The organism is Lacticaseibacillus thailandensis DSM 22698 = JCM 13996 (genome assembly GCF_001436135.1).
GTDB lineage: Bacteria > Bacillota > Bacilli > Lactobacillales > Lactobacillaceae > Lacticaseibacillus > Lacticaseibacillus thailandensis.
This window is the reverse complement of sequence record NZ_AYZK01000003.1, coordinates 1-22,251: the sequence shown is the minus strand read 5'-3', so window position 1 is coordinate 22,251 and position 22,251 is coordinate 1. Positions and strand designations below refer to the sequence as shown.

At 53.9% G+C, this 22,251-nt stretch carries 19 protein-coding genes; 15 read left to right on the top strand and 4 right to left on the bottom strand.

Annotated features, from left to right (window positions below):
* Window positions 1-10: 10 nt before the first annotated feature.
* From FD19_RS05430 to FD19_RS05385, 10 genes are all read left to right on the top strand, one after another.
* On the top strand, window positions 11-1,573 hold the full coding sequence (locus tag FD19_RS05430; RefSeq protein WP_056969311.1) for a UDP-N-acetylmuramoyl-L-alanyl-D-glutamate--2,6-diaminopimelate ligase: 1,563 nt from the start codon (window positions 11-13) through the stop codon (window positions 1,571-1,573).
* A 476-nt stretch (window positions 1,574-2,049) separates the two neighbouring features.
* A complete protein-coding gene (locus FD19_RS05425) occupies window positions 2,050-2,787 on the top strand; it encodes a GntR family transcriptional regulator (RefSeq protein ID WP_054750252.1) in 738 nt (245 codons plus the stop codon).
* A gap of 22 nt (window positions 2,788-2,809) precedes the next feature.
* Window positions 2,810-3,985: an SIS domain-containing protein gene (locus FD19_RS05420; protein ID WP_054750250.1), complete on the top strand. Its 1,176-nt coding sequence runs from the start codon at window positions 2,810-2,812 to the stop codon at window positions 3,983-3,985.
* A gap of 383 nt (window positions 3,986-4,368) precedes the next feature.
* Window positions 4,369-4,866, top strand: coding sequence for a PTS sugar transporter subunit IIB (locus FD19_RS05415; RefSeq protein ID WP_054750247.1), 498 nt, complete (start codon window positions 4,369-4,371; stop codon window positions 4,864-4,866).
* Window positions 4,866-5,777: a PTS mannose/fructose/sorbose/N-acetylgalactosamine transporter subunit IIC gene (locus FD19_RS05410; RefSeq protein WP_056969310.1), complete on the top strand. Its 912-nt coding sequence runs from the start codon at window positions 4,866-4,868 to the stop codon at window positions 5,775-5,777. Before FD19_RS05415 ends, FD19_RS05410 begins: the two co-directional genes overlap by 1 nt.
* Complete coding sequence (locus FD19_RS05405; protein WP_054750245.1) at window positions 5,764-6,576, top strand: PTS system mannose/fructose/sorbose family transporter subunit IID; 813 nt, start codon at window positions 5,764-5,766, stop codon at window positions 6,574-6,576. Before FD19_RS05410 ends, FD19_RS05405 begins: the two co-directional genes overlap by 14 nt.
* Window positions 6,577-6,614: 38 nt before the next feature.
* Window positions 6,615-7,007, top strand: a complete 393-nt coding sequence (locus FD19_RS05400) for a PTS sugar transporter subunit IIA (RefSeq protein WP_054750243.1) — start codon at window positions 6,615-6,617, stop codon at window positions 7,005-7,007.
* A 178-nt stretch (window positions 7,008-7,185) separates the two neighbouring features.
* Window positions 7,186-8,343: an N-acetylglucosamine-6-phosphate deacetylase gene (gene nagA / locus FD19_RS05395; RefSeq protein ID WP_054750241.1), complete on the top strand. Its 1,158-nt coding sequence runs from the start codon at window positions 7,186-7,188 to the stop codon at window positions 8,341-8,343.
* 162 nt (window positions 8,344-8,505) lie between these two features.
* Entirely contained in the window at window positions 8,506-10,302 is a 1,797-nt protein-coding gene (gene pepF, locus FD19_RS05390) for an oligoendopeptidase F (protein WP_056969309.1), read from the top strand.
* 33 nt (window positions 10,303-10,335) lie between these two features.
* Window positions 10,336-11,208 carry an NAD(P)-dependent oxidoreductase gene (locus FD19_RS05385; protein WP_054750239.1) on the top strand — a complete coding sequence of 291 codons (873 nt, stop codon included), beginning with the start codon at window positions 10,336-10,338 and terminating at the stop codon, window positions 11,206-11,208.
* A 77-nt stretch (window positions 11,209-11,285) separates the two neighbouring features.
* Here FD19_RS05385 and FD19_RS05380 read toward each other — a convergent pair whose 3' ends face one another.
* Together FD19_RS05380 and FD19_RS05375 are read right to left on the bottom strand one after the other, a co-directional pair.
* The gene (locus tag FD19_RS05380) at window positions 11,286-11,636 is read right to left on the bottom strand and encodes a hypothetical protein (protein ID WP_054750238.1); all 351 of its coding nucleotides are present in this window, start codon (window positions 11,634-11,636) and stop codon (window positions 11,286-11,288) included.
* A gap of 159 nt (window positions 11,637-11,795) precedes the next feature.
* Window positions 11,796-12,656 (bottom strand): aldo/keto reductase, encoded by an 861-nt coding sequence (locus tag FD19_RS05375; protein WP_056969308.1) that lies wholly within the window; start codon window positions 12,654-12,656, stop codon window positions 11,796-11,798.
* 307 nt (window positions 12,657-12,963) lie between these two features.
* Here FD19_RS05375 and FD19_RS05370 point away from each other — a divergent pair, with 307 nt between their 5' ends.
* Window positions 12,964-14,154, top strand: a complete 1,191-nt coding sequence (locus FD19_RS05370) for an LCP family protein (RefSeq protein WP_056969307.1) — start codon at window positions 12,964-12,966, stop codon at window positions 14,152-14,154.
* A gap of 371 nt (window positions 14,155-14,525) precedes the next feature.
* Here FD19_RS05370 and FD19_RS09595 read toward each other — a convergent pair whose 3' ends face one another.
* Window positions 14,526-15,236 carry a LysM peptidoglycan-binding domain-containing protein gene (locus FD19_RS09595; RefSeq protein WP_082383858.1) on the bottom strand — a complete coding sequence of 237 codons (711 nt, stop codon included), beginning with the start codon at window positions 15,234-15,236 and terminating at the stop codon, window positions 14,526-14,528.
* Between the two features lie 419 nt (window positions 15,237-15,655).
* On the opposite strand from FD19_RS09595, the gene FD19_RS05360 reads away from it, so the two are divergent.
* From FD19_RS05360 to FD19_RS05350, 3 genes are all read left to right on the top strand, one after another.
* Window positions 15,656-16,441, top strand: coding sequence for a glycosyltransferase family 2 protein (locus FD19_RS05360; protein WP_056969306.1), 786 nt, complete (start codon window positions 15,656-15,658; stop codon window positions 16,439-16,441).
* A 12-nt stretch (window positions 16,442-16,453) separates the two neighbouring features.
* Window positions 16,454-17,233 (top strand): DUF975 family protein, encoded by a 780-nt coding sequence (locus FD19_RS05355; RefSeq protein WP_054750228.1) that lies wholly within the window; start codon window positions 16,454-16,456, stop codon window positions 17,231-17,233.
* Window positions 17,234-17,381: 148 nt separating this feature from the next.
* Window positions 17,382-18,686: a D-serine ammonia-lyase gene (locus FD19_RS05350; protein WP_056969305.1), complete on the top strand. Its 1,305-nt coding sequence runs from the start codon at window positions 17,382-17,384 to the stop codon at window positions 18,684-18,686.
* Between the two features lie 705 nt (window positions 18,687-19,391).
* On the opposite strand, the gene lepB is transcribed toward FD19_RS05350, so the two are convergent.
* Window positions 19,392-20,018: a signal peptidase I gene (gene lepB, locus FD19_RS05345; protein WP_056969304.1), complete on the bottom strand. Its 627-nt coding sequence runs from the start codon at window positions 20,016-20,018 to the stop codon at window positions 19,392-19,394.
* A gap of 179 nt (window positions 20,019-20,197) precedes the next feature.
* Here lepB and FD19_RS05340 point away from each other — a divergent pair, with 179 nt between their 5' ends.
* On the top strand, window positions 20,198-21,742 hold the full coding sequence (locus FD19_RS05340) for an ABC-F family ATP-binding cassette domain-containing protein (RefSeq protein ID WP_054750224.1): 1,545 nt from the start codon (window positions 20,198-20,200) through the stop codon (window positions 21,740-21,742).
* The last annotated feature ends 509 nt before the right edge of the window (window positions 21,743-22,251 follow it).

Here is a 22,251-nt window from a genome sequence, read left to right as displayed (position 1 = left end):
GGAGAAGACTATGGCAATTTCACTAACGGCATGTATTTTGCTATTAAAGGAACACCACTTGTTAAAGAGTAGTGCGGTTCAAAGTGATGTAAACGTCGAAATGACGGGCATATCCTATGATTCACGTAAAGTGGAGGGACCGACCCTGTTCTTTTGCAAGGGGGATAAATTCCGCCCTATCTACCTGTCGATGGCCAAGGACAGCGGGGCCACAACCTACGTGGCGGAAAAGCCGTACGTCGAAGGTAACGGGCTGAACGCCCTGATTGTGGTCAACATTACCAAAGCAATGGCGATCCTGAGCGCAGCGTTCTACGACTTTCCGCAGGACGACCTCGAGGTGATCGCCTACACCGGGACGAAGGGTAAAACCACATCGGCCTACTTTACGCGCGGCATTCTGGAGGCCGCACATCCGCACCACGTGGCGTTGTTTTCAACGATTGAACGGATTGTGGGGCCGAACCCCGACCAGCGGTTTAAGTCCGACCTGTCCACGCCCGAAAGTATGGACTTGTTCCACGATATGCGTGAAGCCGTCAATAACGGCATGACCCACCTTGTCATGGAGGTCTCCAGCCAGGCGTACCTGCGCAACCGTGTCTTTGGCCTGACTTACGATGTGGGTTTCTTCCTCAACATTACGCCAAACCACATTGGGCCGAACGAGCACCCTAACTTTGAAAACTACCTGCACAACAAGGTGCAGGTGCTGGTGAACTCGCGGCAGGTCGTTATTAACGCCGAGACGGAGCACTTTGACGCAGTGTACGCGGCGGCACGGACGACCACGTATGCGGACAGCATTTACCTACTTGCTAGCACCGACTTCAAGCCGACCAACCCGGACCTGCCGATCGATTTTCGCTATGAGCCAATCGAAACAGACCTGGAAATCAGTAAGTTTCGGCTGGTACCGGTGACCGATAAGGCCGTGGAGCTGAACATTGGTGGTCAGTACCAGCTCGGCCTAGTGGGCGACTTTAACGTCAGCAACGCTAGTGCTGCAATCATTGGTGCGGGGCTGATGGGGACGGATGCTACCAAAGCCGCGGCGGGGATCGCAAACGTGGCGGTACCGGGCCGGATGGAATCCGTCGTGGTGCCGCACCACGGACACGTGTTTATCGACGACGCGCACAGCTACACTAGCCTGCACACGTTGCTATCGTTTATGCACCGTGCGTACGCGGCACCCCACCTGCGCGTTGTGTTAGGTGCTCCAGGTGGCAAAGGTGTCGAGTTACGTGGCGACTTTGCCCGGGCGCTTAATGAACAGGCGACGGATGTTTACCTGACGACTGACGACCCAGAGTTTGAGGACCCGGCGGCCATTATCGACCAAATTGACGAGCAGATTGATCACGAGCGGGTCACGGTGCGGAAGGTTTTAGACCGGCGTGCTGCGATTCGAGCGGCGATTGCCGACAGTGCCGCCGATGATATCGTGCTGATTACTGGCAAAGGTGAAGAGGCGTCCCAGCGGGTTCGCGGCGTGGACGGCGAATGGCCGGGTGACGTGGTCGTGGCTAACCAGGAAGCGGCCAAGTTAGGCCAAGAAGAATCAAAGTAAACGTGATGGGTCGCGCTACCCATTTGCAAAAGCGCGTTCAAAAACCGGTGTTGGTTAAACACCGGTTTTTTTGTGTGGTTTCACCGTCATTGTAATGGTCAACTGTCCGCATATCTGTGCAACGCATCCAGATTTTGCTGGCTATCGTGCCCCAAAAGTTACCCAATTTTGCAGAACAACTGTCACTTATTGGTTCTAGACCAATATATGACAGCATAAAACGTTTACATATCAAAATCTCAGAAATGGTGTCAGCATACCTAACCGATAATGTGGCATTTCAGTGCTGGCGGGATTATCGTGAATTTATTGCATGACGGCTTTGGTGAGAAATACATAAAGACGACAGTCGTGATGGTATATACCAATTAATTAGTTAATATCTGGTACCAACCAATTTCTAGAAAGCGTTTGACGACGGCGTTGCTAGCGGTTACAATATTACTGGTTGGTACCAATTTGGGGAGGCGGTGTCGGTGACGCTAAGCGAGCAACCATTACACGAGCAGTTAGTTCAGGCATTACAAAAACAGATTCAAACGCGCATGTCGCCCCACGAGCGGCTACCCGGTGAGCGGGAGATTGCGGACCAGTACCGGGTCAGCCGCAATACCGTTCGGGCCGCCCTATCCAAGCTCGAAATGATGGGCCTGGTTTATCGCCGTCGTGGTCGGGGCACGTTTGTTGCCAACGATCCCAACGAGTCGACCGATTTGGCGGGCATGTACAGCTTTACCGAAGAAATGAACGCTTTGGGACGGCACCCGCGCTCGGAAATCATCTATTTGCACGAACAACCAGCCACGGAGTACCTCGCGGAACACCTCGGCGTGGATCTCGGTACCCCGACGTACAAAATGAAACGGGTGCGGTGGGCTGACGGCGTGCCACTGATGGTGGAACGTACGTTCATGCCAGCGGACCGGTTCCCGCGGCTGTCCGCTAAGGAAATTGAGCGGACGAGCCTCTACACCACGCTGCGGGACCATTACGGGTCACCGGTGTTGGATGCCCGTGAGTCGTTTTACGCGAGCTTGGTGCCCGATAAGGACGCCGAGTTACTCAAGGTACCACTAGGATCGCCCAGCTTGAATATCAGGCGGACATCCACCAGCATCAATAATGAAGTGATTGAGTACACCTTGAGTGTTGCGCGGGCTGACCAGTTTGTTTACACCGTTCGTCACCACCCGGGACGAACACAAAACAAGTAGTGAAGGTTGAGGAGGATTTAGCATGTTTAGTAAGTCAACAGAAGAATTAAACCAGTTGGGTGCACAAATTACCACCAAGGAAATTAAGCAACAGCCAGAATTATGGCAGGAAGCGCTGAGCAATTTTCAGCAGCAGGCCGACGCGGTCAGCCAGTTTTTGGACCAAGTTGTAGCGGCTGCTGATGGCCAAGTGGTCCGCGTCATCTTCACCGGTGCCGGCACGAGTGCCTACACGGGTGACACAGTCACCCCATATTTAAACGCTCACGGTGACCGGAAGCACTTCCGCTTCGAGTCGATTGCCACCACGGACATTGTGTCCGCGCCGTACGATTTCCTCGAACCGGAGACGCCGACGATCCTGGTTTCCTTTGCCCGTAGTGGTAATTCACCAGAATCAGTCAAGGCCGTGGCTCTGGCGGAACAGCTGGTCAAGAACCTGCACCAGCTGACCATTACTTGCGCTCCCGACGGCAACCTGGCACAACACGCTGAGGGCGAGGCTAAGAACCTGGTCCTGCTCCAGCCAGCAGGCTCAAACGACAAGGGCTTTGCGATGACGGGGAGCTTCTCCTGCATGGCGCTGACCGCCCTGTTGGTCTTTGACCAGGCGGACGCTGAGACCAAAGCCGGCTACGTGAACACCATCACCAAGATGGGCCAAGAAGTGGTAGCGCGTGAAGACTTCATCCAAAATTTGGTCGATGAAGACTTTGACCGGATCGCATACCTGGGTTCCGGTAGTCTCGGCGGGTTGACCCGGGAAGCACAACTGAAGGTCTTGGAACTGACGGCCGGCAAACTTGCCACCATCTTTGACACCTCCATGGGCTTCCGTCACGGCCCCAAGTCATTTGTGAACGACCGGACGCTGGTCTTTGACTTCCTCAGCAACAACCCTTACACGCGGCAATACGATGTCGACGTGATGGAGGAAATCAAGGGTGACCAGATCGCCAAGCGGGTCGTCGCAGTGGGAACGAGCCAGGACAATGACTTCTCCGGCGAAAACTTCTTCTTTGCTAACGGTGATCAGCAGCTGCCCGAAGCTTACCAGGCACTGCCAGACGTGATGTTTGCGCAGACGCTGGCGCTACTGAGTTCCGTCAAGATCGGCAACAAGCCGGACACCCCATCACCAACCGGGACCGTTAACCGCGTGGTCAAGGGTGTCATCATTCACGATTACAACAACTAACAAATAACGTTCCGTTAAGGAGGTGGTGCCGCCAGCGGTCCCGACCGTGAGCACCAGGGCAGTACGACGTAACGCGTGCGGCAATCATGTTTCCACCGGTACGGGTATTCCGTACCGCAGTTCGATGTTGATGCTATTGTTTATTGCACGCCGTGTTACTAGTTATTGTCCGGAGCGGTTGTTAGGACCGTGGGCGTGGTATTAATTAACGGCAACAGTGAGGGTCGGTGTTGGAACCGCGGACCCACTGGTGAACCGCTCCCCGTCATTACTGGAATCTGGGTAGTAATGATCAACCACTAGGTGGCCGGGGATGGTCGGTGAAGTTGTTCGGTTCCAGAAATTTGTTACGCACGGTTTCAGCAGTAGAGGAGGAATAGTTCATGGCGATTATCGCAACGCGGATTGATGGCCGTTTGGTACACGGCCAAGTAGCTAACCTATGGACGACCAAGTTGCAGGCGACCCGGATCATGGTCGTTGACGACAAGGTGTCCAAGAGCCAGATTGAGAAGAGTGGTTTACGGATGGCTACCCCAGCGGGTGTGCGCCTATCCGTTCTGGATGTGGATACAGCTGCCAATCATATTTTGAACCACAAGTACGATTCACAGCGGGTCTTCATCGTCGCCAAAACGCCAGCACCACTGTTGGCGCTGATCAACAAGGGCGTGCCGATCGACAGCATTAACGTCGGCAACATGTCCCAGACCGATGAGACTAAGCACATCACTAAGTCAATTAACGTGATGGATAAGGACGTGGCGGACTTCAAGGAGCTACAGTCCAAGGGCATTAAGTTGACTGCACAGATGGTGCCGGGCGATGAGTCCCAAGACTTTATGAGCCTGCTCAAGAAAGGGTTAGGAGGAGAAGCATAATGCAAATAGCTTGGTGGCAGATTGCACTATTAACGTTGTACGCGGGGTACCAAATCCTCGATGAATTGCAGATCTATTCCTCACTGAGTGCACCCGTCTTTGCCGGTCTGTTTAGTGGGATCGTCATGGGTGACATGAAGGCTGGCCTGATCATTGGTGGGGCCATGCAGCTGACCGTGCTGGGTGTTGGGACCTTCGGGGGTGCGTCCAAGATCGACGCTAACTCCGGGACGATTCTGGCCACGGCGTTCTCCATCAGCACGGGGATGAAGCCAGAAGCTGCCGTTGCGGCGTTGGCCGTACCTGTAGCTAGTCTGATGATCGAAACGGATATCCTGGCCCGGTTCGCGAACACCTTCTTTGCTCACCGCATCGATAAGAAGGTTGACCAGATGGACTACAAAGGGATCGAACGTTACTTCCTGGCTGGTGCCCTACCATGGGCCCTGTCCCGGATGATCCCTGTTGGCCTGGCCCTGACCTTTGGTGGTGGCCTGGTTACCAAAGTCGTTGGTGTTCTGAACGGTAGCTGGAAGTGGCTCGGCGATGGGCTGACCGTTGCTGGTGCCGTATTACCGGCCGTTGGTTTTGCTATCTTGCTCCGGTACCTGCCGGTCAAGAAGCACTTCCCATACCTGATCCTGGGCTTCATGATTACTACCCTGTTCACCGTTACGTTTACTGACATTCAGACGTTGGGTACGGGCCTGACCGCCGCATCCAAGGCGTTCACGACGTCCTTCAACGGTTTGTCCATGTTGGCCATTGCCCTGATTGGCTTTGCTCTGGCCGCAATTAGCTACAAGCAAAGTGCAAGCAACAATGGCGGCGGTAGCGCTGGTGGTACCAAGGCAGCCGTCAAACAAGATAGTTCTGCAGATGAGGGGGAGATCACTGATGACGAGCTCTAATTACAAATTAACTGATAAAGACTTCAATCAGATCAACCGGCGTAGCCTCTTCGGTTTTCAGCTAGGTTGGAACTACGAACGGATGCAGGGTTCTGGGTACCTGTACACCATCCTGCCGCAGCTACGGAAGATCTACGGTGATGACACCCCTGAACTCAAGCAGATGATGAAGACGCACACCCAGTTCTTCAACACCTCCAACTTCTTCAACACCATTATCACGGGGATCGACCTGTCCGTTGAAGAGAATGAAGGTATCAAGGGTGAGGAAACCGTTACGGGTCTGAAAACTGGGTTGATGGGTTCCTTCGCCGCTATCGGGGACTCCATCTTTGCCGCCCTGATTCCAGCCATCTTTGGTGCCATTGCTGCCAACATGGCCAGCAAGGGTAACCCGATTGGGATCCTCATCTGGATCGTTGCCCAAATGGCCGTCAACGTGTTCCGTTGGAAGCAATTGAAAGTGGCGTACAAGCAGGGTGTTTCCCTGGTGACGAACATGCAGAGCCAGTTGTCAGCGTTGACTGACGCCGCTACCTTGATGGGTGTGTTCATGGTCGGGGCCCTAGTGGCCACGATGATCAACGTCAACATTGCTTGGGCGCCAAAGATTGGGTCCGTGCCGCTGAACATGCAAAACTACATGGACATGATCCTGCCCAAGCTGTTACCAGCGCTGATCGTTGGTGCCATCTACTGGTTGCTGGGTAAGAAGCACATGACTTCAACCCGGGCCATCTTCATTGTGTTGATCGTTTCCGTTGCGCTGTCTGCTCTGGGTGTGATTGCTAAGGGTTAGCGCACGACGTTGGTGGAAGGATAGAAAGGTGAATTTTCATGACCAAATTAATCTTGATTAGCCACGGTAGTTTCTGCGTGGAGTTGAAGAAGAGTGCGGAGCTGATTATGGGTCCGCAAGACGACATTCTGACGGTGCCATTGTTGCCAAACGAAGGGCCAGAGGATTTCCAGAAGAAGTTTAAGGATACGATTGCGGGGCTGGACGACTTCACCGTCCTGGCTGACCTAATGGGTGGCACCCCGGCGAACGTAGTATCCCGGATGATTATGGAAGGCGCAGATATCGACCTGTATGCGGGGATGAACCTACCGATGGTCATTAGCTTCATCAATGGCGCGATGGTCGGTACGACACCACAGCTGGTTGATGACGGCAAAGCGGGCGTAGTGCACATTAACGACGTGATTGCCGGTACTACTGGTAACTAATCAAGGCGACCCCGGGCGTTCATTCCCGGGGTTTTGCTATGGCACCGAGTTGACGCCAGGAATTCACCGCTGCTGTGTTGTGGTCTAGACCACCGCATGATACACTGAATGGTGTAAAATGTTAGTAAGCGCTAGCAGTTGGCTGGTGTCGACGAATTTGAGGATAGGAGATTTATTCATGAGCTACTATATTCACGCTGCAAAATTCTTTTTGAAGAATACGACCGAAATTGGCGGTTACCTCGAGGTGACCGACGATGGCAAGTTCGGTGAATTCATTCCGAGTGATCACCAGGCCCCAACCGGGAAGATTGTTGATTACGATGGCCAGTGGATCGCCCCAGGTTTGGTCGACACCCACATCCACGGTCTGTTGGACCACGACGTGATGGATGCGGACTGGGACGCCCTCAACGAAATGTCTGAAGGGTTGCTCCGTACGGGGGTTACGTCCTGGTTGCCCACGACTTTGACCGCTAGCTTTGACCAGTTGAACGCCGTCTGCAAGATGATTGGTGACCACGCCGGCTCCGAAACGGGTGCGAAGATTCAGGGTATCCACTTTGAAGGCCCATTCTTCACCACAGAACACAAAGGGGCGCAGAACCCGAAGTACTTCCGTGACCCGTCGATCGACGAGTTTAAGCAGTGGCAGGAAAGTGCCAAGGGCATGCTACAGAAGATTTCCCTGGCACCAGAACGCAAGGGTGCCGTGGAGTTCACTGAGTACGTCAGTGGTACTGGCAAAGTGGTTTCGTTGGGTCACTCCAACGCCACCTTTGAACAGGCCCGTGACTGTGTTGAAGCGGGTGCCACTTCCTTTACGCACACGTTCAACGGTATGAGTGGTTTGACCCACCGCGAACCGGGGATGGCTGGCGCCGCCATGTTCATGAACATCGTGGACGACGAACTGATTTGTGACGGTCACCACATCCGTCCAGAAGTTGCCGCTACGTTGATTCGCGAAAAGACACCAGAGCACGTGGCCCTGATTACGGACTGCATGCGGGCCGGTTTGATGCCTGATGGTGACTACGTGCTGGGTGAATTCCCCGTTACGGTCGGTGGGGGTACTGCCCGCTTGAAGAGTGACAACCACCTGGCTGGTTCGATCCTGCAGTTGAAGGATGCCGTTAAGAACGTGGTGGACTGGAACGCCGCGACGCCAGAAGCAGCCGTAATGATGGGTTCCTACACTGCCGCTAAGTCGAGCCGCATCAACGACAAGTGTGGGAGCATTCTGCCTGGCCGTGACGCCGACTTCCTGGTTTTGAACCCCGACATGAGCTTGGCTGAGACCTACTTGAACGGGGAGTCCCGGTACCAGGCCTAAGCCGCACTAATTGCTACTAAACCAAAGTTGGCCGCATTCTGTCGGGAATGCGGCCTTTTTGATGTGTACAAGCGGTCACGCCGTCCGCTAACTGCGGCGTAAGGCCAACTACAGGGAACTGTGCTAACATATGGTCAAAAGCTCCACGAAAGGGTGTTGATTATGACCGTTACCTTACCGACCCGCGACGAGGTGCCCACGGACCTGACCTGGGATCTCACCAGCGTGTTCGCTGACGACGATGCTTGGGAAGCAGAGTATGCCGCCGTGCAGAAACTCGTGCCGACCCTTAAGCAACTGCAAGGAACCCTCGGGCAGGGCCCAACGCAATTGGCTGCGGGTATCGCCCAGATTCTGGCCGCGTTCCGCCGGCTGGAGAAGTTGTACGTGTACGCGTCCATGAAGAGCGACCAGGATACTGGCAACAGTCAGTACCTAGGCTACAAGGCGCGTGCGGACAATTTAGCCACCACCTTTGCTAGCGCTACTGCCTACATGAACCCAGAAATTTTGGCAATCTCTGCCGATACGTTGGCTGACTGGGTGGCACATAACGCTGACCTCCACCACGACCAACATTTTTTGGACAACATTACCGCGGAGCGTGACCACGTGCTGGATGCAGCGACCGAGGGACTCTTAGCCGCAGCCGGTGACGCGCTGGATGGCACCACCAACACCTTTAACGTGTTGAACAACTCCGACATCGACTTTGGCATGGTCCAAAATGACGATGGTGACTTTGTGGAATTGAACCACAGCCTTTACGATGAGTTGATTCACAGCACCAACCGCGATGTACGGCAGGGCGCGTTTGAGTCGTTGTACGCGACCTATGACTCCCTGCGTAACACCTTTGCGTCGACGCTGACGGGCAAAGTCAAGGCGGACAACTTCCGCGCGCAGGCGCACAAATATCCAAGCGCACGCGTCGCCGCGATGAGCCACAACCACATTCCGGAAGCCGTGTTCACGACGTTGGTGGAGCAAGTCAACGCCCACCTACCGCTGTTGCACCGGTACGTGGCGTTGCGCAAGCGCGTGTTGGGGTTGGCGGAGTTGCACAGCTACGACCTGTACACGCCACTGACCGGAGAGCCGGCTCTCAGTTACACCGTGCCCGCGGCCAAAGTCGAAGCGGAACGGGCCCTCAGCGTCCTGGGCGATGATTACGTGACCCATGTCCGCGACATTTACGACCACCGCATGGTCGACTTTGCCGCTAACCGTAACAAGCAGTCCGGTGCCTACTCGGGTGGCGCGTATGACACCAACCCGTTTATCCTGATGAGCTGGCACGATTCGTTGGATTCGCTCTACACGCTGGTACATGAGACCGGGCACTCGGTTCACAGTTGGTACTCACGGCACAATCAAGACTACATGTATGGCGATTATCCCATCTTCGTGGCGGAAATTGCGTCGACGACTAACGAAAACCTGTTGACGGACTACTTGCTGGCACACAACGAGGATCCGCAGGTACGCGCCTTCCTACTCAATTACTATCTGGACGGGTTCAAGGGCACCGTTTTCCGGCAGGCGCAGTTTGCGGAGTTTGAGGACTGGATGCACCAGGCTGACCAGGCGGGGACCCCGTTAACGGCGGATGCACTCTCCGATAAGTATGCGGCGATCAACGCCAAGTATTATGGTGACACGCTGGTCGCCGACCCGGAGATCAGCCTCGAATGGGCCCGGATTCCGCACTTTTACTACGACTACTATGTTTATCAATATGCGACCGGCTTTGCGGCCGCAACCACGTTGGCGCAGGGCATCACAGCCGGTAATGACGGGGCGGTAACGCATTACTTGGGTTTCCTCAAGAGTGGGTCCACGCAGTACCCGATTGAGACGATGCGCGCTGCGGGCGTGGATATGACCAAGCCGGATTACCTGGAAGGGGCCTTTAACGTCTTCGCTGACCGGCTGGACGCGTTGGAACAGTTATTGTAATTGAACGGGTACCAGTAAAGGAGTAGTAATAATATGCAGAAAATTGGTTTTATTGGCACGGGTGTGATGGGCACTGGCATCATCAATAACTTGCTTAAAGCTGGGTATGACGTGACGGTGTACAACCGCACTAAAGCCCACGCCCAGCCGGTGATGGATAACGGCGCTCACTGGGCAGATTCGCCCGCCGAAGTAGCGGCTGCCACTGACATCACCATCAGTATGGTGGGCTTTCCCCAGGATGTCGAAAACATCTACTTTGGTGATGAGGGGATTCTTGCGGGAGCTACTACGGGACAGTTGGTGGTGGATATGACTACCAGTACGCCGACGTTGGCGCGCAAGATCGCCGCGGCGGCAAGCGCCCGTGGTGTGATTGCGGTGGATGCGCCAGTTTCTGGTGGTGATGTGGGGGCCAAGAACGGGACGTTGACCGTGATGGTTGGCGGCGACCCGGCTGTCATGGACACCCTGAAGCCCATCTTTGACGTCATTGCCGGTTCTGTGCACCGCTTTGGGGATGCCGGGATGGGCCAGCACGCCAAGATAGCTAACCAGATCATGATTGCCGGCACGATGACCGGACTGACCGAAATGTTGGTTTACGCCCGGGCCACCGGGCTCAACCTCGATGACGTGTTGGCCACGGTTGGTGCCGGTTCGGCGGCTAACTGGAGCCTCACGAATTACGGTCCCCGGGTGCTCAAAGGCGACTACACCCCCGGCTTCTTTGCAAAGCACTTCCTCAAGGATCTGCGTATTGCGCTGGATGAAGCCGATAAGCTTGGCCTGGATCTGCCGGCGACCAAGACCGCTAAGCAGCTGTACGCGCAGCTCGTGGACGCGGGACACGGTAACGACGGGACGCAGGCGTTAGTCAAGCTGTACGCGGCGTGGACTAAGTAGCCAACACCACGCAAGACATTAAAATAGACCCAACGTGCACACCATCGTGTGAGCACGTTGGGTCTATTTAATTGTTACTAGTTTGTCTGTTTCAAATTGTCCGGCAAGTCGTTTGCCGCACTGAAGTCAATGGAGATGGTCTTCGGGTGGTCCTTCACGATAAGAATGTAGGCGTGGCCGAGAAACGGCTTGTCACCTTTGTACGTGATGGGGAATTCTTGTGCTGGCGCAGCGTTGCCCTGAATCATCATGGCGTAGAGTTCATCGTCGGTAAAGTCGTCAGAAAAGATGATGGCGACGGGGGCGACGACGATTTGGTGCGCCTTGACCATTAAGTTCACCACCTGGAAAATTTGGTCGGTGACTTCTTGAGGGAAGACTTGCGCAACCGCGTCAGACACGCGGTGCTTTTTGGTGGGTTCAAACATGGTTATCCTCCTGTAAGTTTGCTGCTGTCAGTGTAGCACAAGTAGGGTGCTATTGCGCGCGTGCGCGCTGGCCCGTAGTGTAGCGGGCACCAGCAGTGAGGTGCGTGCCACCAAAAAAGCTTGCGTTGTCAGGCGCAAGCTTGGGTACGGATTAACAATCTAGAAGCCAACCGTGTCGGGGTCCTGAGCCAACCCGGCAACACCATGAAGTCCGTCGATGAGTTCCATGTCGTGGTGGGACAGCTCGAAGTCAAACAGCTGGGCGTTTTCTTGAATCCGTTCAGCGTGGACGGACTTTGGCAGTGGTAGGAAGTCGTGCTGGAGGCTCCAGCGCAGAACCAGCTGAGCCACACTCTTGCCGTAGCGTTTAGCCATCTTTTGCAGTTCAGGGATGCCGAAGATCTTCCCCGTGCCGAGTGGGCTGTATGCTTCGTTGAGGATACCGTTCTCGGTATCAAACTTGGTGACCTCTTCCTGCATATCGCTAGGGTTCAGGAATGACTGGTTCACCATCGGCTTAGTGTTGGCGGTCTTGAACAGTTCCTGAAGGTGCTTGACCCGCATGTTAGAAACCCCAATGGCGCGGGCCTTCCCGGATTTCAGAATTTCTTCCATGGCGCGCCAGGTTTCGGCGTTGGTTTCCTGCCAGTGGTCACGGAAGGCTTTCGGGTTGCCCCAGTGGATCAAGTATAGGTCCACATAATCAGTGCCCAGTTTACGCAAAGACGTGTCGATTGCCTTCAGCGTGTTGTCGTAACCACGGTCGGAGTTCCACAGCTTAGTGGTCAAGAAGATGTCGTGACGGTCAACGCCACTGGCTTTGAGCCCCTCGCCGACACTCTCTTCATTACCATAAATGGCGGCGGTGTCAATGTGACGGTAGCCAGCGTCCAACGCCGCCTTGACGGAATCTCGTGCGACTTCGCCACTAGGCGTTTGCCAGGTGCCAAAACCGACGATTGGGATTTTGACCCCGTTACTGAGCGTGTACGTGTCAGTGAGTTTCGTTAAGTGAGCCATTGTGCTTCCTCCTTATTATTTATCAGTACTAACAATACTTTAGCACAATATTTTCGCGTGGGGGTAAATTATGCCATTTTGTGTAATCGCTGCCAATACTAACAACACGCACTTGGTGGGGTTCGGTGGTCGTTGTTGGACCCGTGGTAATAAGGCAAATAGGTTACAGAGTTGACACAGTTTCCCTAAAAAAGCGTAAACGTGGCGTTGACGCGGTGGGTGGCTTGATGGCGTATGGTATAATTCTTTCGACTAATGGCGCGCGTTGAAGTGGCCATTACGGTAAAACCATTAGAGGGGTACATACATGGATTCACGTTCGCAAGGCAGTAAGCAGGTTAGACGGGCTCCGCATCACCCGGTGTGGCGCTTTTTAATATTTGCCATCCTTGGCATTTTGTTCTTGGTGGCGGCCTATGGCTTCCGTTTCTTTGCCGAGACCAAGACGGCAATCAACGGTACGTACTCCAACGTCACCCAGACCAGCGCTAAAGCTAACAGCAAGCTGATCAAGGAAGAAAAGCCAATTTCAATTTTGCTCCTCGGTACCGATACCGGGGCTTTGGGCCGTGGCGCTAGTTGGGGTAAGGGGAATAGTGATTCCATTGAAGTGGTCACGATCAACCCCAAGAAGCACAAGACCACAATTACTAGTATCCCACGAGACACGCTGGCGAAGATTTCCGGCACGGGCGATGTGGCCAAAATCAATTCGGCTTACGCTAGTGGTGGTGAGGAGTCAACACTCAAAACCGTCCAGAAACTATTGAACATCAAAATTAACTACTATATTACCGTGAACATGAACGGGCTAAAGAAAATTGTTAACGCGGTAGGTGGTGTTGATGTCACCGTACCGTTTAGCTGGAGTGACCCGAGTCATGACGGCGGGACCTTCACTAAGGGCAAGGCGCACCTTAACGGGACCCGGGCTCTGCAGTTTGCCCGGATGCGGTACGAGGATCCCAAGGGTGATTACGGGCGGCAGCAGCGGCAACAACAGGTGATCAAAGCCATTGTGAAGTCCCTGTTGTCCGCCAAGACACTGACCTCGTACGAAAGCGTGCTGAGTTCACTCAAGGGTAGCCTGAAGATGAACCTAACTTTTGACGACCTGATTACCATGGCGCAGAATTCGGATTACCGTAAAGCTGCCAGCAACATCAAGAAGTACACGTTGCAGGGCAATGATGCAACTATCGACGGAGCATCGTACCAGGTGGCTTCGACGTCAGCACTACAGAAGACGAGCAACCGCATTCGTAAGCAGTTAGGCAAGTCGCAGGAAACGCTGAGTAACTTTAACACGCGGCTGAACGCAATCAACTCATCCTTCTTTAACGGTACGACCACGACGTATTACACTAGTTCGTCTAGTGCAGCGTATGGTACTGGTGCTGCGGAGAGCACCACCGATAGTACGACTGCAACGAATGGTACGGACACTAGCCCCTATGGGGGTACCAGTAGTTACTATGGTGGCAGTACTGGCTACTAATCAGGATGGCTCACGAATGGCTTCTTGCCGAACGTAACGTGAATATTAATGAAAACAACGGGTCCGCTTCCTGCAATTGTTAGGAGGCGGACCCGTTTGTGTCTGGGCAAAGGTGTTGTCTAGGGGCAACAGGTAGTGTGACACCATGTGGGTGAGGTGACGGTAGTGCCTGGTTGGATCGTGCGGCCGCGCCAGAATGGCCCGCGTCCACTAATTTTATCGCCCTTGTCTGTCAGTGAGTATCAAACCTCGGTCGGGGAGCGGTAGTAAATATCATTGTACCGTCAGGGGGTGCCCGGCGGGGTGCAACCACAACAAAAAACCAGCCGGCAATGGTGCCCGGCTGGTGCAGTAATCATGTTTAGTTTGAATTAACCGACGACTTCAACGGTGGCGCTCAGTACACCGGCCGATGGGACCTGATCGTTCGGCATGGCGACGTCCAACTGGCGGCTGTTGCTGTTAGCGAATGAACCCGTATCGTTAACCACGCGGTACCAAACCGTCCCGTCAGACAGGGTGATCTTCAGGTGCGTACCCTTAGGAAAGACGGAGAGGTTGGCCGCTACGCCACCATAACCCATGTTAGAACCCAGTACGGCTGGGTCATAGAAGGTCAGATTGAACGTGCCGTAACTCTTACCACTAGTGGTAGTAGTGGTGGTCGTCGTGGTGTTGCTGGTAGTGCTCGTGTTCTGGGCACTGGCTTGTTGTTGCTGCTGAGCGGCTTGGGCCTTAGCAGCAGCATCCGCGGCGGCCTTCGCCTTGGCGGCAGCAGCGGCTTTAGCTTGTGCTTCCGCCTTAGCCTTGGCTGCTGCTTCGGCCTGAAGCTGCTTTTCAGCCTCATTGTACTTGTTGGTCCCCGGGGTGATCTTGTTACCCTTTTCGGGAATCTTCAAAGTTGAACCACTGGCCAGTGTCAATTTGTTTAAATGAATGTGGTTGGCCTTGGCAATATCGTCAAGACTAACACCGTATTGTTCGCTCAATGTTTCGAGGGTGTCCCCAGTCTGTACTTTGACCTGTACATCCTGCTGTGCGTTACTCGACGCATCAACGATCGTACTGGACTGTGCAAACATTGCCCCTGGGATAATGGCCAATGCCGCTGTCACTACCCACTTCATATACGCAACTTTAATAACTATTCACTCCTAATATTCTCTGTCAGTGGCAAACCACTGCTTCTCAACAAGGAGCAGTATACGGCCCGTTCATGTCATACTAATACCAGTTACATTACAAAAGGCACTTTTTCCGCAACGTTGTAACACAGGCGTAATATAACGGGTGTACTCTTTGAAATTTGACGCAAATTTGAATATTTTGGGATGGCCACGTCAAAAACACGGGCTTGATTGTTACAGATGCCCACTTACACGGTAATATAGCCACAAAAATGGGCCGACATTTTAGCAGTGATATTATTCGACAAATTTTATTAAGGTAGGCGTAGTGCGTTGGGGCATATATAATGGAATGTATGAAAGGAGTGGCTACTGTGACACCATTGGTTTCAGTAATTGTCACCGTGCACAACCTGGCGCGGTACCTCCCCCGGGTACTCACCGCCTTGCGGCACCAAAGCTACCATGCCCTGGAAATTTTATTGGTGGATGACGGTTCGCACGATGATTCACCCGCGCTCTTGCAGCGTGCAGCTGCGCGTGATGACCGGATGCGGGTGCTCCACCTAACGCCAGCTGGCGGGGTGTCGGCGGCCCGCAATGCGGGGTTGGCCCACGTCCAGGGCGACTACGTCATCTTTGTGGATGGGGACGATTGGATGGGCCGCGATTACGTGCGCCACTTTGTTGACGGTGCCACGGTTAATGATGCCGACGTGGTCACCAACCCCTACATCGTCCAGCGTGGCGGTGCGGAGACGGTGGTTGGTCACGGCCAACTACCACGAACACTGACGCGTGATGAATTCATGGCCGGGGTGCTGGCACCCGCAGGTCCCATTCGTGGGTACCTATGGAACAAAATGTTTCGGCGCCGGGTGATCACTCGCCACCAGTTGCGGTTTAATGAGGATTTAGACGCCATGGAAGACGAATTGTTCACGGTGCGGTATGCTATACACGCGGAACGCTTCTACTTTGGCGCTCACCCTGACTACCGCTACGGCGTGCGGTCGGGATCACTAACGACGAGTAATGACACGTTGAGTTTGTTGAGCCAGCAATTGTCGGCCATGCGCGCGATTAAACACACCATCGCGGGTACGCGGCGCCGGCGGCATCGGCGGTGGCGGACGACACGGTCATTAGAAAAGGGCTAATGGTGCTATTTAATGAATGATAGTTTATTTATGACTCGGGCAGAGATGAAAGCACGTGCCAAGGAACGGCTCAGCCATCCGGGAGTGCGGCTCAAGTTGGCGTTGGCGTTGCTACTGCCCGTAGTGATCATGTTGGCAATTAACCTGCTCATTGGGATCGAGTTTGGCCAGGTGTCGGCGCACTTGGCGACGTTAAGCAACGCCGACTTTGTTACCACGGTGCAGAACCTGAGCGCTAATGCCGAGAAAAAGAGTTTGTTTGGCGGCCTGGTCACCTTCTACTTCTTCACGGGGGTGAGCCTGACCGCACTGGACGTGGTGCGAAATCCGGACCGGCGACTACGCGTCTTTGACATCATGTTCAAACTGTTCAGCGGGACGTACTTCTTCAGCATGTTGCTGATGTACATTTTGGTCACGCTGATTGTTAGCGTGGGGACGGCGTTCTTCTACGTGCCCGGGATCATCTTTACCCTCGGCCTGCGGTTGGCGTACTACTTGCTCTACGATGCGCGGCAGCGGGGGGATCACCGCGGTGTATTTACGCTGATGGGTGACTCCTGGCGATTAATGCATGGGTACAAAGCCGACCTGCTGGTGCTCTACATTTCGTTTATTCCGTGGTACCTGTTGTCGATCGTTACGCTGGGTATCGCGGACCTGTACGTAACGCCGTACATCCAGACCACAGTGGCGGTATTTTACGAACAGGTACGGGCGCGGTACGCGATGGACCATCCAGACAGTGACGCGGCGGACGGGCCCCGCGCAGGCCGTGGCGACCAAAATTAATTAATATATACTGATAACCATGCGTGAGGCCTTGCAGAAAGGGCCACCTTTATTGCAAAATGGGCGATGTGTGAGTTGAATCAGGGGCCATCAGGGTGTACTGGTGGCTCATTGTACTTTAATTGGGGAAAGAGAAGGACTAGACACAATGGATGTTAAGAAGTTAATTGCGCAGTACCCAATCGTGGCTGACCTAGCTGCGGAAAGGGAGACGTTGTGGGTCAACCCGGACTACGGCGAGGACGCCAAGCTACCTTTGACCAAGGAGGACCTCTTTGACGCTGAGGCCCGTTACCACCGTTTTGGCCCGTACATGGCGGTAGCCTTTCCGGAGACCGCTGCGACCGACGGGATCCTGGAATCGCCGCTATACCGGATTCGCAAGATGCAGGAGCACGTTACCCAGCGTGAAGGGTACAGTTTGCCGGGGAACCTCTACCTGAAGGCCGATAACGAACTACCCATTTCGGGGTCGATCAAATCGCGTGGGGGGATCTACGAAGTATTAAAGATTGCCGAACGGGTGGCGATGCAGCACGATATGTTGTCGTACGCCGACAACTACGCCAAGCTGAACCAACCGGAATTCCGTGAGCTGTTTAGTCATTACGGCATCGCCGTGGGCTCGACGGGTAACCTTGGTTTATCCATCGGGATCGTGGCGGCCAAGCTAGGTTTCAAGGCGACGGTGCACATGTCGCGTGACGCCAAGCAGTGGAAGAAGGACGTGTTACGCAGCAAAGGCGTTAACGTGGTCGAGTATGATGGCAGCTTCTCCAAGGCCATTACGACCGGACGCCAGCTAGCGGAGGCGGACCCGTCCGTCTTCTTTATCGATGACGAGGGCAGCACCGACCTCTTCCTTGGGTACGGGGTTGCAGCTATTCGCTTGCAAAAGCAACTGCACGACCAGGGCATCCCGGTCGATGAGGACCACCCGTTGTTTGTTTACTTGCCAGCCGGCGTTGGTGGTTCACCTGGTGGGACTACCTTTGGTCTGAAGACTATTCTCGGGCCCAACGTCCACGCAATCTTTGCTGAACCGACCCACGTGCCGTCCGTCGTTTTGGGGATGGCCACCGGTTTGAACGAAAAGATCTCGGTTTACGATATCGGTCTGGATGGACTGACTGAAGCCGATGGTCTGGCGGTTGGCCGGCCATCACGTCTTGCCGGCCACGTGCTGCGGACCATTCTGCAGGGCATTGCCACCTTTGACGATGACCGCGTACTGGCCTACACGGCCGAAATGATGGATACTCAGCAGATGCAGTTGGAACCGAGTGCTACGGCGGGCTTTGCAGCTTTGCGTCAGGCGCAACCGTACCTGACGCAGCACTACCCAATGGCGAACGCCAGTCACATTGTGTGGTCAACGGGTGGAATGCTGATGCCTGCCAGTGAACACGAACGCAACTACAAGTTGGGTAAGGCGATTCTGGACCGCAAGTAATTAATTATTCAATCGACATTAAAAAGGACCCGGGCAAGCAGCTTGATATGGCTGCTTGCCCGGGTCTTTTTGTGCTCATGCCTTTACCCGCGGGGCTCCACGCTCCCAAACGAGTTGCGCCACCCAGAAAGCTGCCGCATAAATAAACCCGCACAGGAAACCAAGTGCAGGTTTCCTATCCGGGTTCACTTATGCTCTCGCTTCCTAAGCGGGCGGTTTCACTCTCTCAAACGAGTTACGCCCCGCAAAAGCTACCGCGTAAAGCACCTGCCCCAAAAGGCCAACCCCGGGCCTTTTCGCCCAGGTGCCTTACGCTCACGCTTTTACCCGCGGGGCTCCACTCTCTCAAACGAGTTGCGCCACCCAGAAAGCTGCCGCATAAATAAACCCGCACAGGAAACCAAGTGCAGGTTTCCTATCCGGGTTCACTTATGCTCTCGCTTCCTAAGCGGGCGGTTTCACTCTCTCAAACGAGTTACGCCCCGCAAAAGCTACCGCGTAAAGCACCTGCCCCAAAAGGCCAACCCCGGGCCTTTTCGCCCAGGTGCCTTACGCTCACGCTTTTACCCGCGGGGCTCCACTCTCTCAAACGAGTTGCGTCGCCCAGAAAGCTGCCGCATAAATAAACCCGCACAGGAAACCAAGTGCAGGTTTCCTATCCGGGTTCACTTATGCTCTCGCTTTCTAAGCGGGCTACTTCACTCTCTAATAAAACTTAAACTTGCTCATTGGCCAGTACCGCATTACGACCACCGACTGGATCTGGCTCCGCTTGAGGAAACCGAACGCCCGGCCGTCGTGCGAGATAATCCGGTTGTCCCCCATCACGAAGTACTCACCCTTTGGTACCTTGGTGCGGTGGGTACTCTTGAGGGTCTTGAGGGAGAAGTCGTACGTGAACTTCACTTTGCTGGCGTCGAGGCCTTCTTGTGCCGCAATTGCCTTGATTTCCTTACGCATAAACTTTTTGTGCAAGTATGGTTGCTTGACTAACTTACCATTGATATACAGCTTGTCGTTCTTGCTTTGAACGGTATCGCCCGGCATGCCAATGACCCGCTTAATGTACAGTTCCGGTTTGCCGGTCGCTTTGTCGGTTGCATCGGGCGCGTACACCACGACGATATCGTTGCGCTTGATCTGCTTGTGCCGTAGTGAGATGAGCCGGTCATTTTGCTGCAAGCCCGGTTCCATGGAGGACCCCTGAACTTCGTCTTTGCTGATCACGAACGTCATGAGTAACTGCGTGATGATAAAGACAGCGGCAAAGAGGACGACTAACTCAAGTACCCAGCGCCAGGTACTACCACCCTTTTTTTCTGTTGGTTCCAAACTTTTGGCCTCCACATATTTAATACCTAATTTTAGCATATTATAACGCCCATGCGTGGTTCCGTGCGCGAGCGTGAAAATTGACGCGCCTCGTCGACTGTGGTAGCGTGAGTCGTTGAGTTGTACGGCGGGCGCTTACTAGGTAGCGCCCCTTTATATAGAAAAAAGAGGTTTTCCAGGTGAGTATTTTAACGGTAACGGGGCTTTCCCAGCAGTTCGTGGACAAGCAGTTGTACACGGACGCAAACTTTCAGGTTAATAAGGAAGACCACCTTGGCGTGGTTGGTCAGAACGGTGCGGGGAAGAGTACCCTTATCAAGATTCTAACGGGGCAGGTTACCCCTGACGCCGGGAAAATCGTCTGGCAAAAGCACCTCCACGTGGGGTACTTGGATCAGTACGCCAACTTGGAACCCGGCCAGACCATCATGGCGTTTTTGCAAACGGCATTTGCAGATTTGTACGCCAAGGCCGATAAGGTCAACCAAATTTATGCCGATTATGCGACTAATCCAGACGATGAGTTGCTGTCCAAAGCTGGTACCTTGCAGCAAGAACTGGAAGCGGCGGATTTCTATAACTTGGACACCCGAATTGAAACGGTGGCCAGTGGGTTAGGGCTGACCGCACTAGGGTTAGACCATCCGGTGGACCAGTTGTCAGGAGGCCAACGCTCTAAGATCATCCTGGCTAAACTCTTGTTGGAAGAGCCCGACATGTTACTGCTGGACGAACCGACCAACTACCTCGATAAGTCACATATCGAATGGTTATCGGATTGGCTCCAGGAGTTCGCGGGTGCTTTTATCGTGATTTCGCATGACTTTGACTTCCTGGAACAGGTGACTAATGCCATCCTGGATATTGAGTTTGCCACGATTACCAAGTACACGGGTAGCCTGCACCAGGCGATGCGGCAGAAGGAAGCCAACAAGGAAACTTATATGAAGGCTTTTAACAAGCAGCAGGCACAAATACAAAAGACGGAGGCGTACATCCGGCGGTTTAAGGCCGGCACGCGTAGCAAGTCCGCCAAGAGTCGGGAGAAGCAGTTGGCGCACATGGAGCGGTTAACGCCACCAGGTAACCGGGCCAAGGCCAAAATTGTATTTCCCTTCATTGAACAAAACAGCCAGGTACTCCTGGACGTCACTGACCTCAGTGTGGGGTACGATCAACCGTTGCTCCAGCCGATGAACTTTACGCTGAGTCATGATGAAGTCATGGCCCTAGAAGGTTTCAACGGTGTAGGGAAGTCGACTTTGCTCAAGACGGTGCTGGGGAAGCTGCCAGCACTAGGCGGTACGGTCGAGATGGCACAAAACGTCGTGGTGGGTTACTTTGAGCAGGAATTGCGGTGGGACGTACCGAAGCAAACGCCCCTGCAGTTCATGATGGCCAAATATCCAGCTGCAACTCAGCGTACTTTACGTCAGGTGCTGAGCCGCACGGCGTTGACACGGGAGAATGTCGACCAACCATTGACGCTGCTGTCAGGGGGGGAACAGTCCAAAGTGAAGTTGGCTGACCTGATGATGCAGACGACTAACTTACTCGTGATGGATGAACCGACCAACCATTTGGATGACGACACTAAGGCTGCTTTGCGGCAAGCATTGATCGAGTATCCGGGTGCGGTCATCCTTGTATCACATGAGGAAGGGTTCTACGATGACTCCTGGGTTGACCGACGGGTAAACATTGCGGACTTACGCGTTAAATAGAATGATAATGGGACCACGCGATGGTGTATATGCCATCAACGTGGTCCCTATTTGTTTTTGTAGGGGCAGTTGCGGCTGGTATGTGGTTGGGGCGAATACCCTGTTGCGGGGGGCTTGGAACTGTATGGTATTGGTGCAGACAATGTCAGTTAGGCAGTCCAATGTTGTTTTGTTACAGCAAACGGTTGACGGGGACCCTGGTTTTAGGGATAATGGTTCTCGTGCTCTTCGGAGGACAGAACCAACGGACGCGGATGCCCACTAATTACTATTAATATTGGTAATGGTTACCCGCCGAAGAAAATTTCATTTTTTATCCAAAAGTTCTGGACTTTGTTAGTACCGATTGATATACTGATTGGGTTGTGTCGGGGCAGTGATAATTAATTGCTGCACACCACGACATGATTATGAAAAAAGTTATTGACATTGGTTGCCAATGACGGTATCATATAAGAGTTGCCTGGTTGATACGTCAACTGCACGGCAACTGGTAGTACTTTGAAAAC

Excerpts from the sequence above, each read along its gene's own strand:
- FD19_RS05430 (WP_056969311.1), top strand. The coding sequence starts at position 11 with ATGGCAATTTCACTAACGGCATGTATTTTGCTATTAAAGGAACACCAC.
- FD19_RS05420 (WP_054750250.1), top strand. The coding sequence starts at position 2,810 with ATGTTTAGTAAGTCAACAGAAGAATTAAACCAGTTGGGTGCACAAATT.
- FD19_RS05415 (WP_054750247.1), top strand. The coding sequence starts at position 4,369 with ATGGCGATTATCGCAACGCGGATTGATGGCCGTTTGGTACACGGCCAA.
- FD19_RS05410 (WP_056969310.1), top strand. The coding sequence starts at position 4,866 with ATGCAAATAGCTTGGTGGCAGATTGCACTATTAACGTTGTACGCGGGG.
- FD19_RS05405 (WP_054750245.1), top strand. The coding sequence starts at position 5,764 with ATGACGAGCTCTAATTACAAATTAACTGATAAAGACTTCAATCAGATC.
- FD19_RS05400 (WP_054750243.1), top strand. The coding sequence starts at position 6,615 with ATGACCAAATTAATCTTGATTAGCCACGGTAGTTTCTGCGTGGAGTTG.
- nagA (WP_054750241.1), top strand. The coding sequence starts at position 7,186 with ATGAGCTACTATATTCACGCTGCAAAATTCTTTTTGAAGAATACGACC.
- pepF (WP_056969309.1), top strand. The coding sequence starts at position 8,506 with ATGACCGTTACCTTACCGACCCGCGACGAGGTGCCCACGGACCTGACC.
- FD19_RS05385 (WP_054750239.1), top strand. The coding sequence starts at position 10,336 with ATGCAGAAAATTGGTTTTATTGGCACGGGTGTGATGGGCACTGGCATC.
- FD19_RS05380 (WP_054750238.1), bottom strand. The coding sequence starts at position 11,636 with ATGTTTGAACCCACCAAAAAGCACCGCGTGTCTGACGCGGTTGCGCAA.
- FD19_RS05375 (WP_056969308.1), bottom strand. The coding sequence starts at position 12,656 with ATGGCTCACTTAACGAAACTCACTGACACGTACACGCTCAGTAACGGG.
- FD19_RS05370 (WP_056969307.1), top strand. The coding sequence starts at position 12,964 with ATGGATTCACGTTCGCAAGGCAGTAAGCAGGTTAGACGGGCTCCGCAT.
- FD19_RS09595 (WP_082383858.1), bottom strand. The coding sequence starts at position 15,236 with ATGTTTGCACAGTCCAGTACGATCGTTGATGCGTCGAGTAACGCACAG.
- FD19_RS05355 (WP_054750228.1), top strand. The coding sequence starts at position 16,454 with ATGAATGATAGTTTATTTATGACTCGGGCAGAGATGAAAGCACGTGCC.
- FD19_RS05350 (WP_056969305.1), top strand. The coding sequence starts at position 17,382 with ATGGATGTTAAGAAGTTAATTGCGCAGTACCCAATCGTGGCTGACCTA.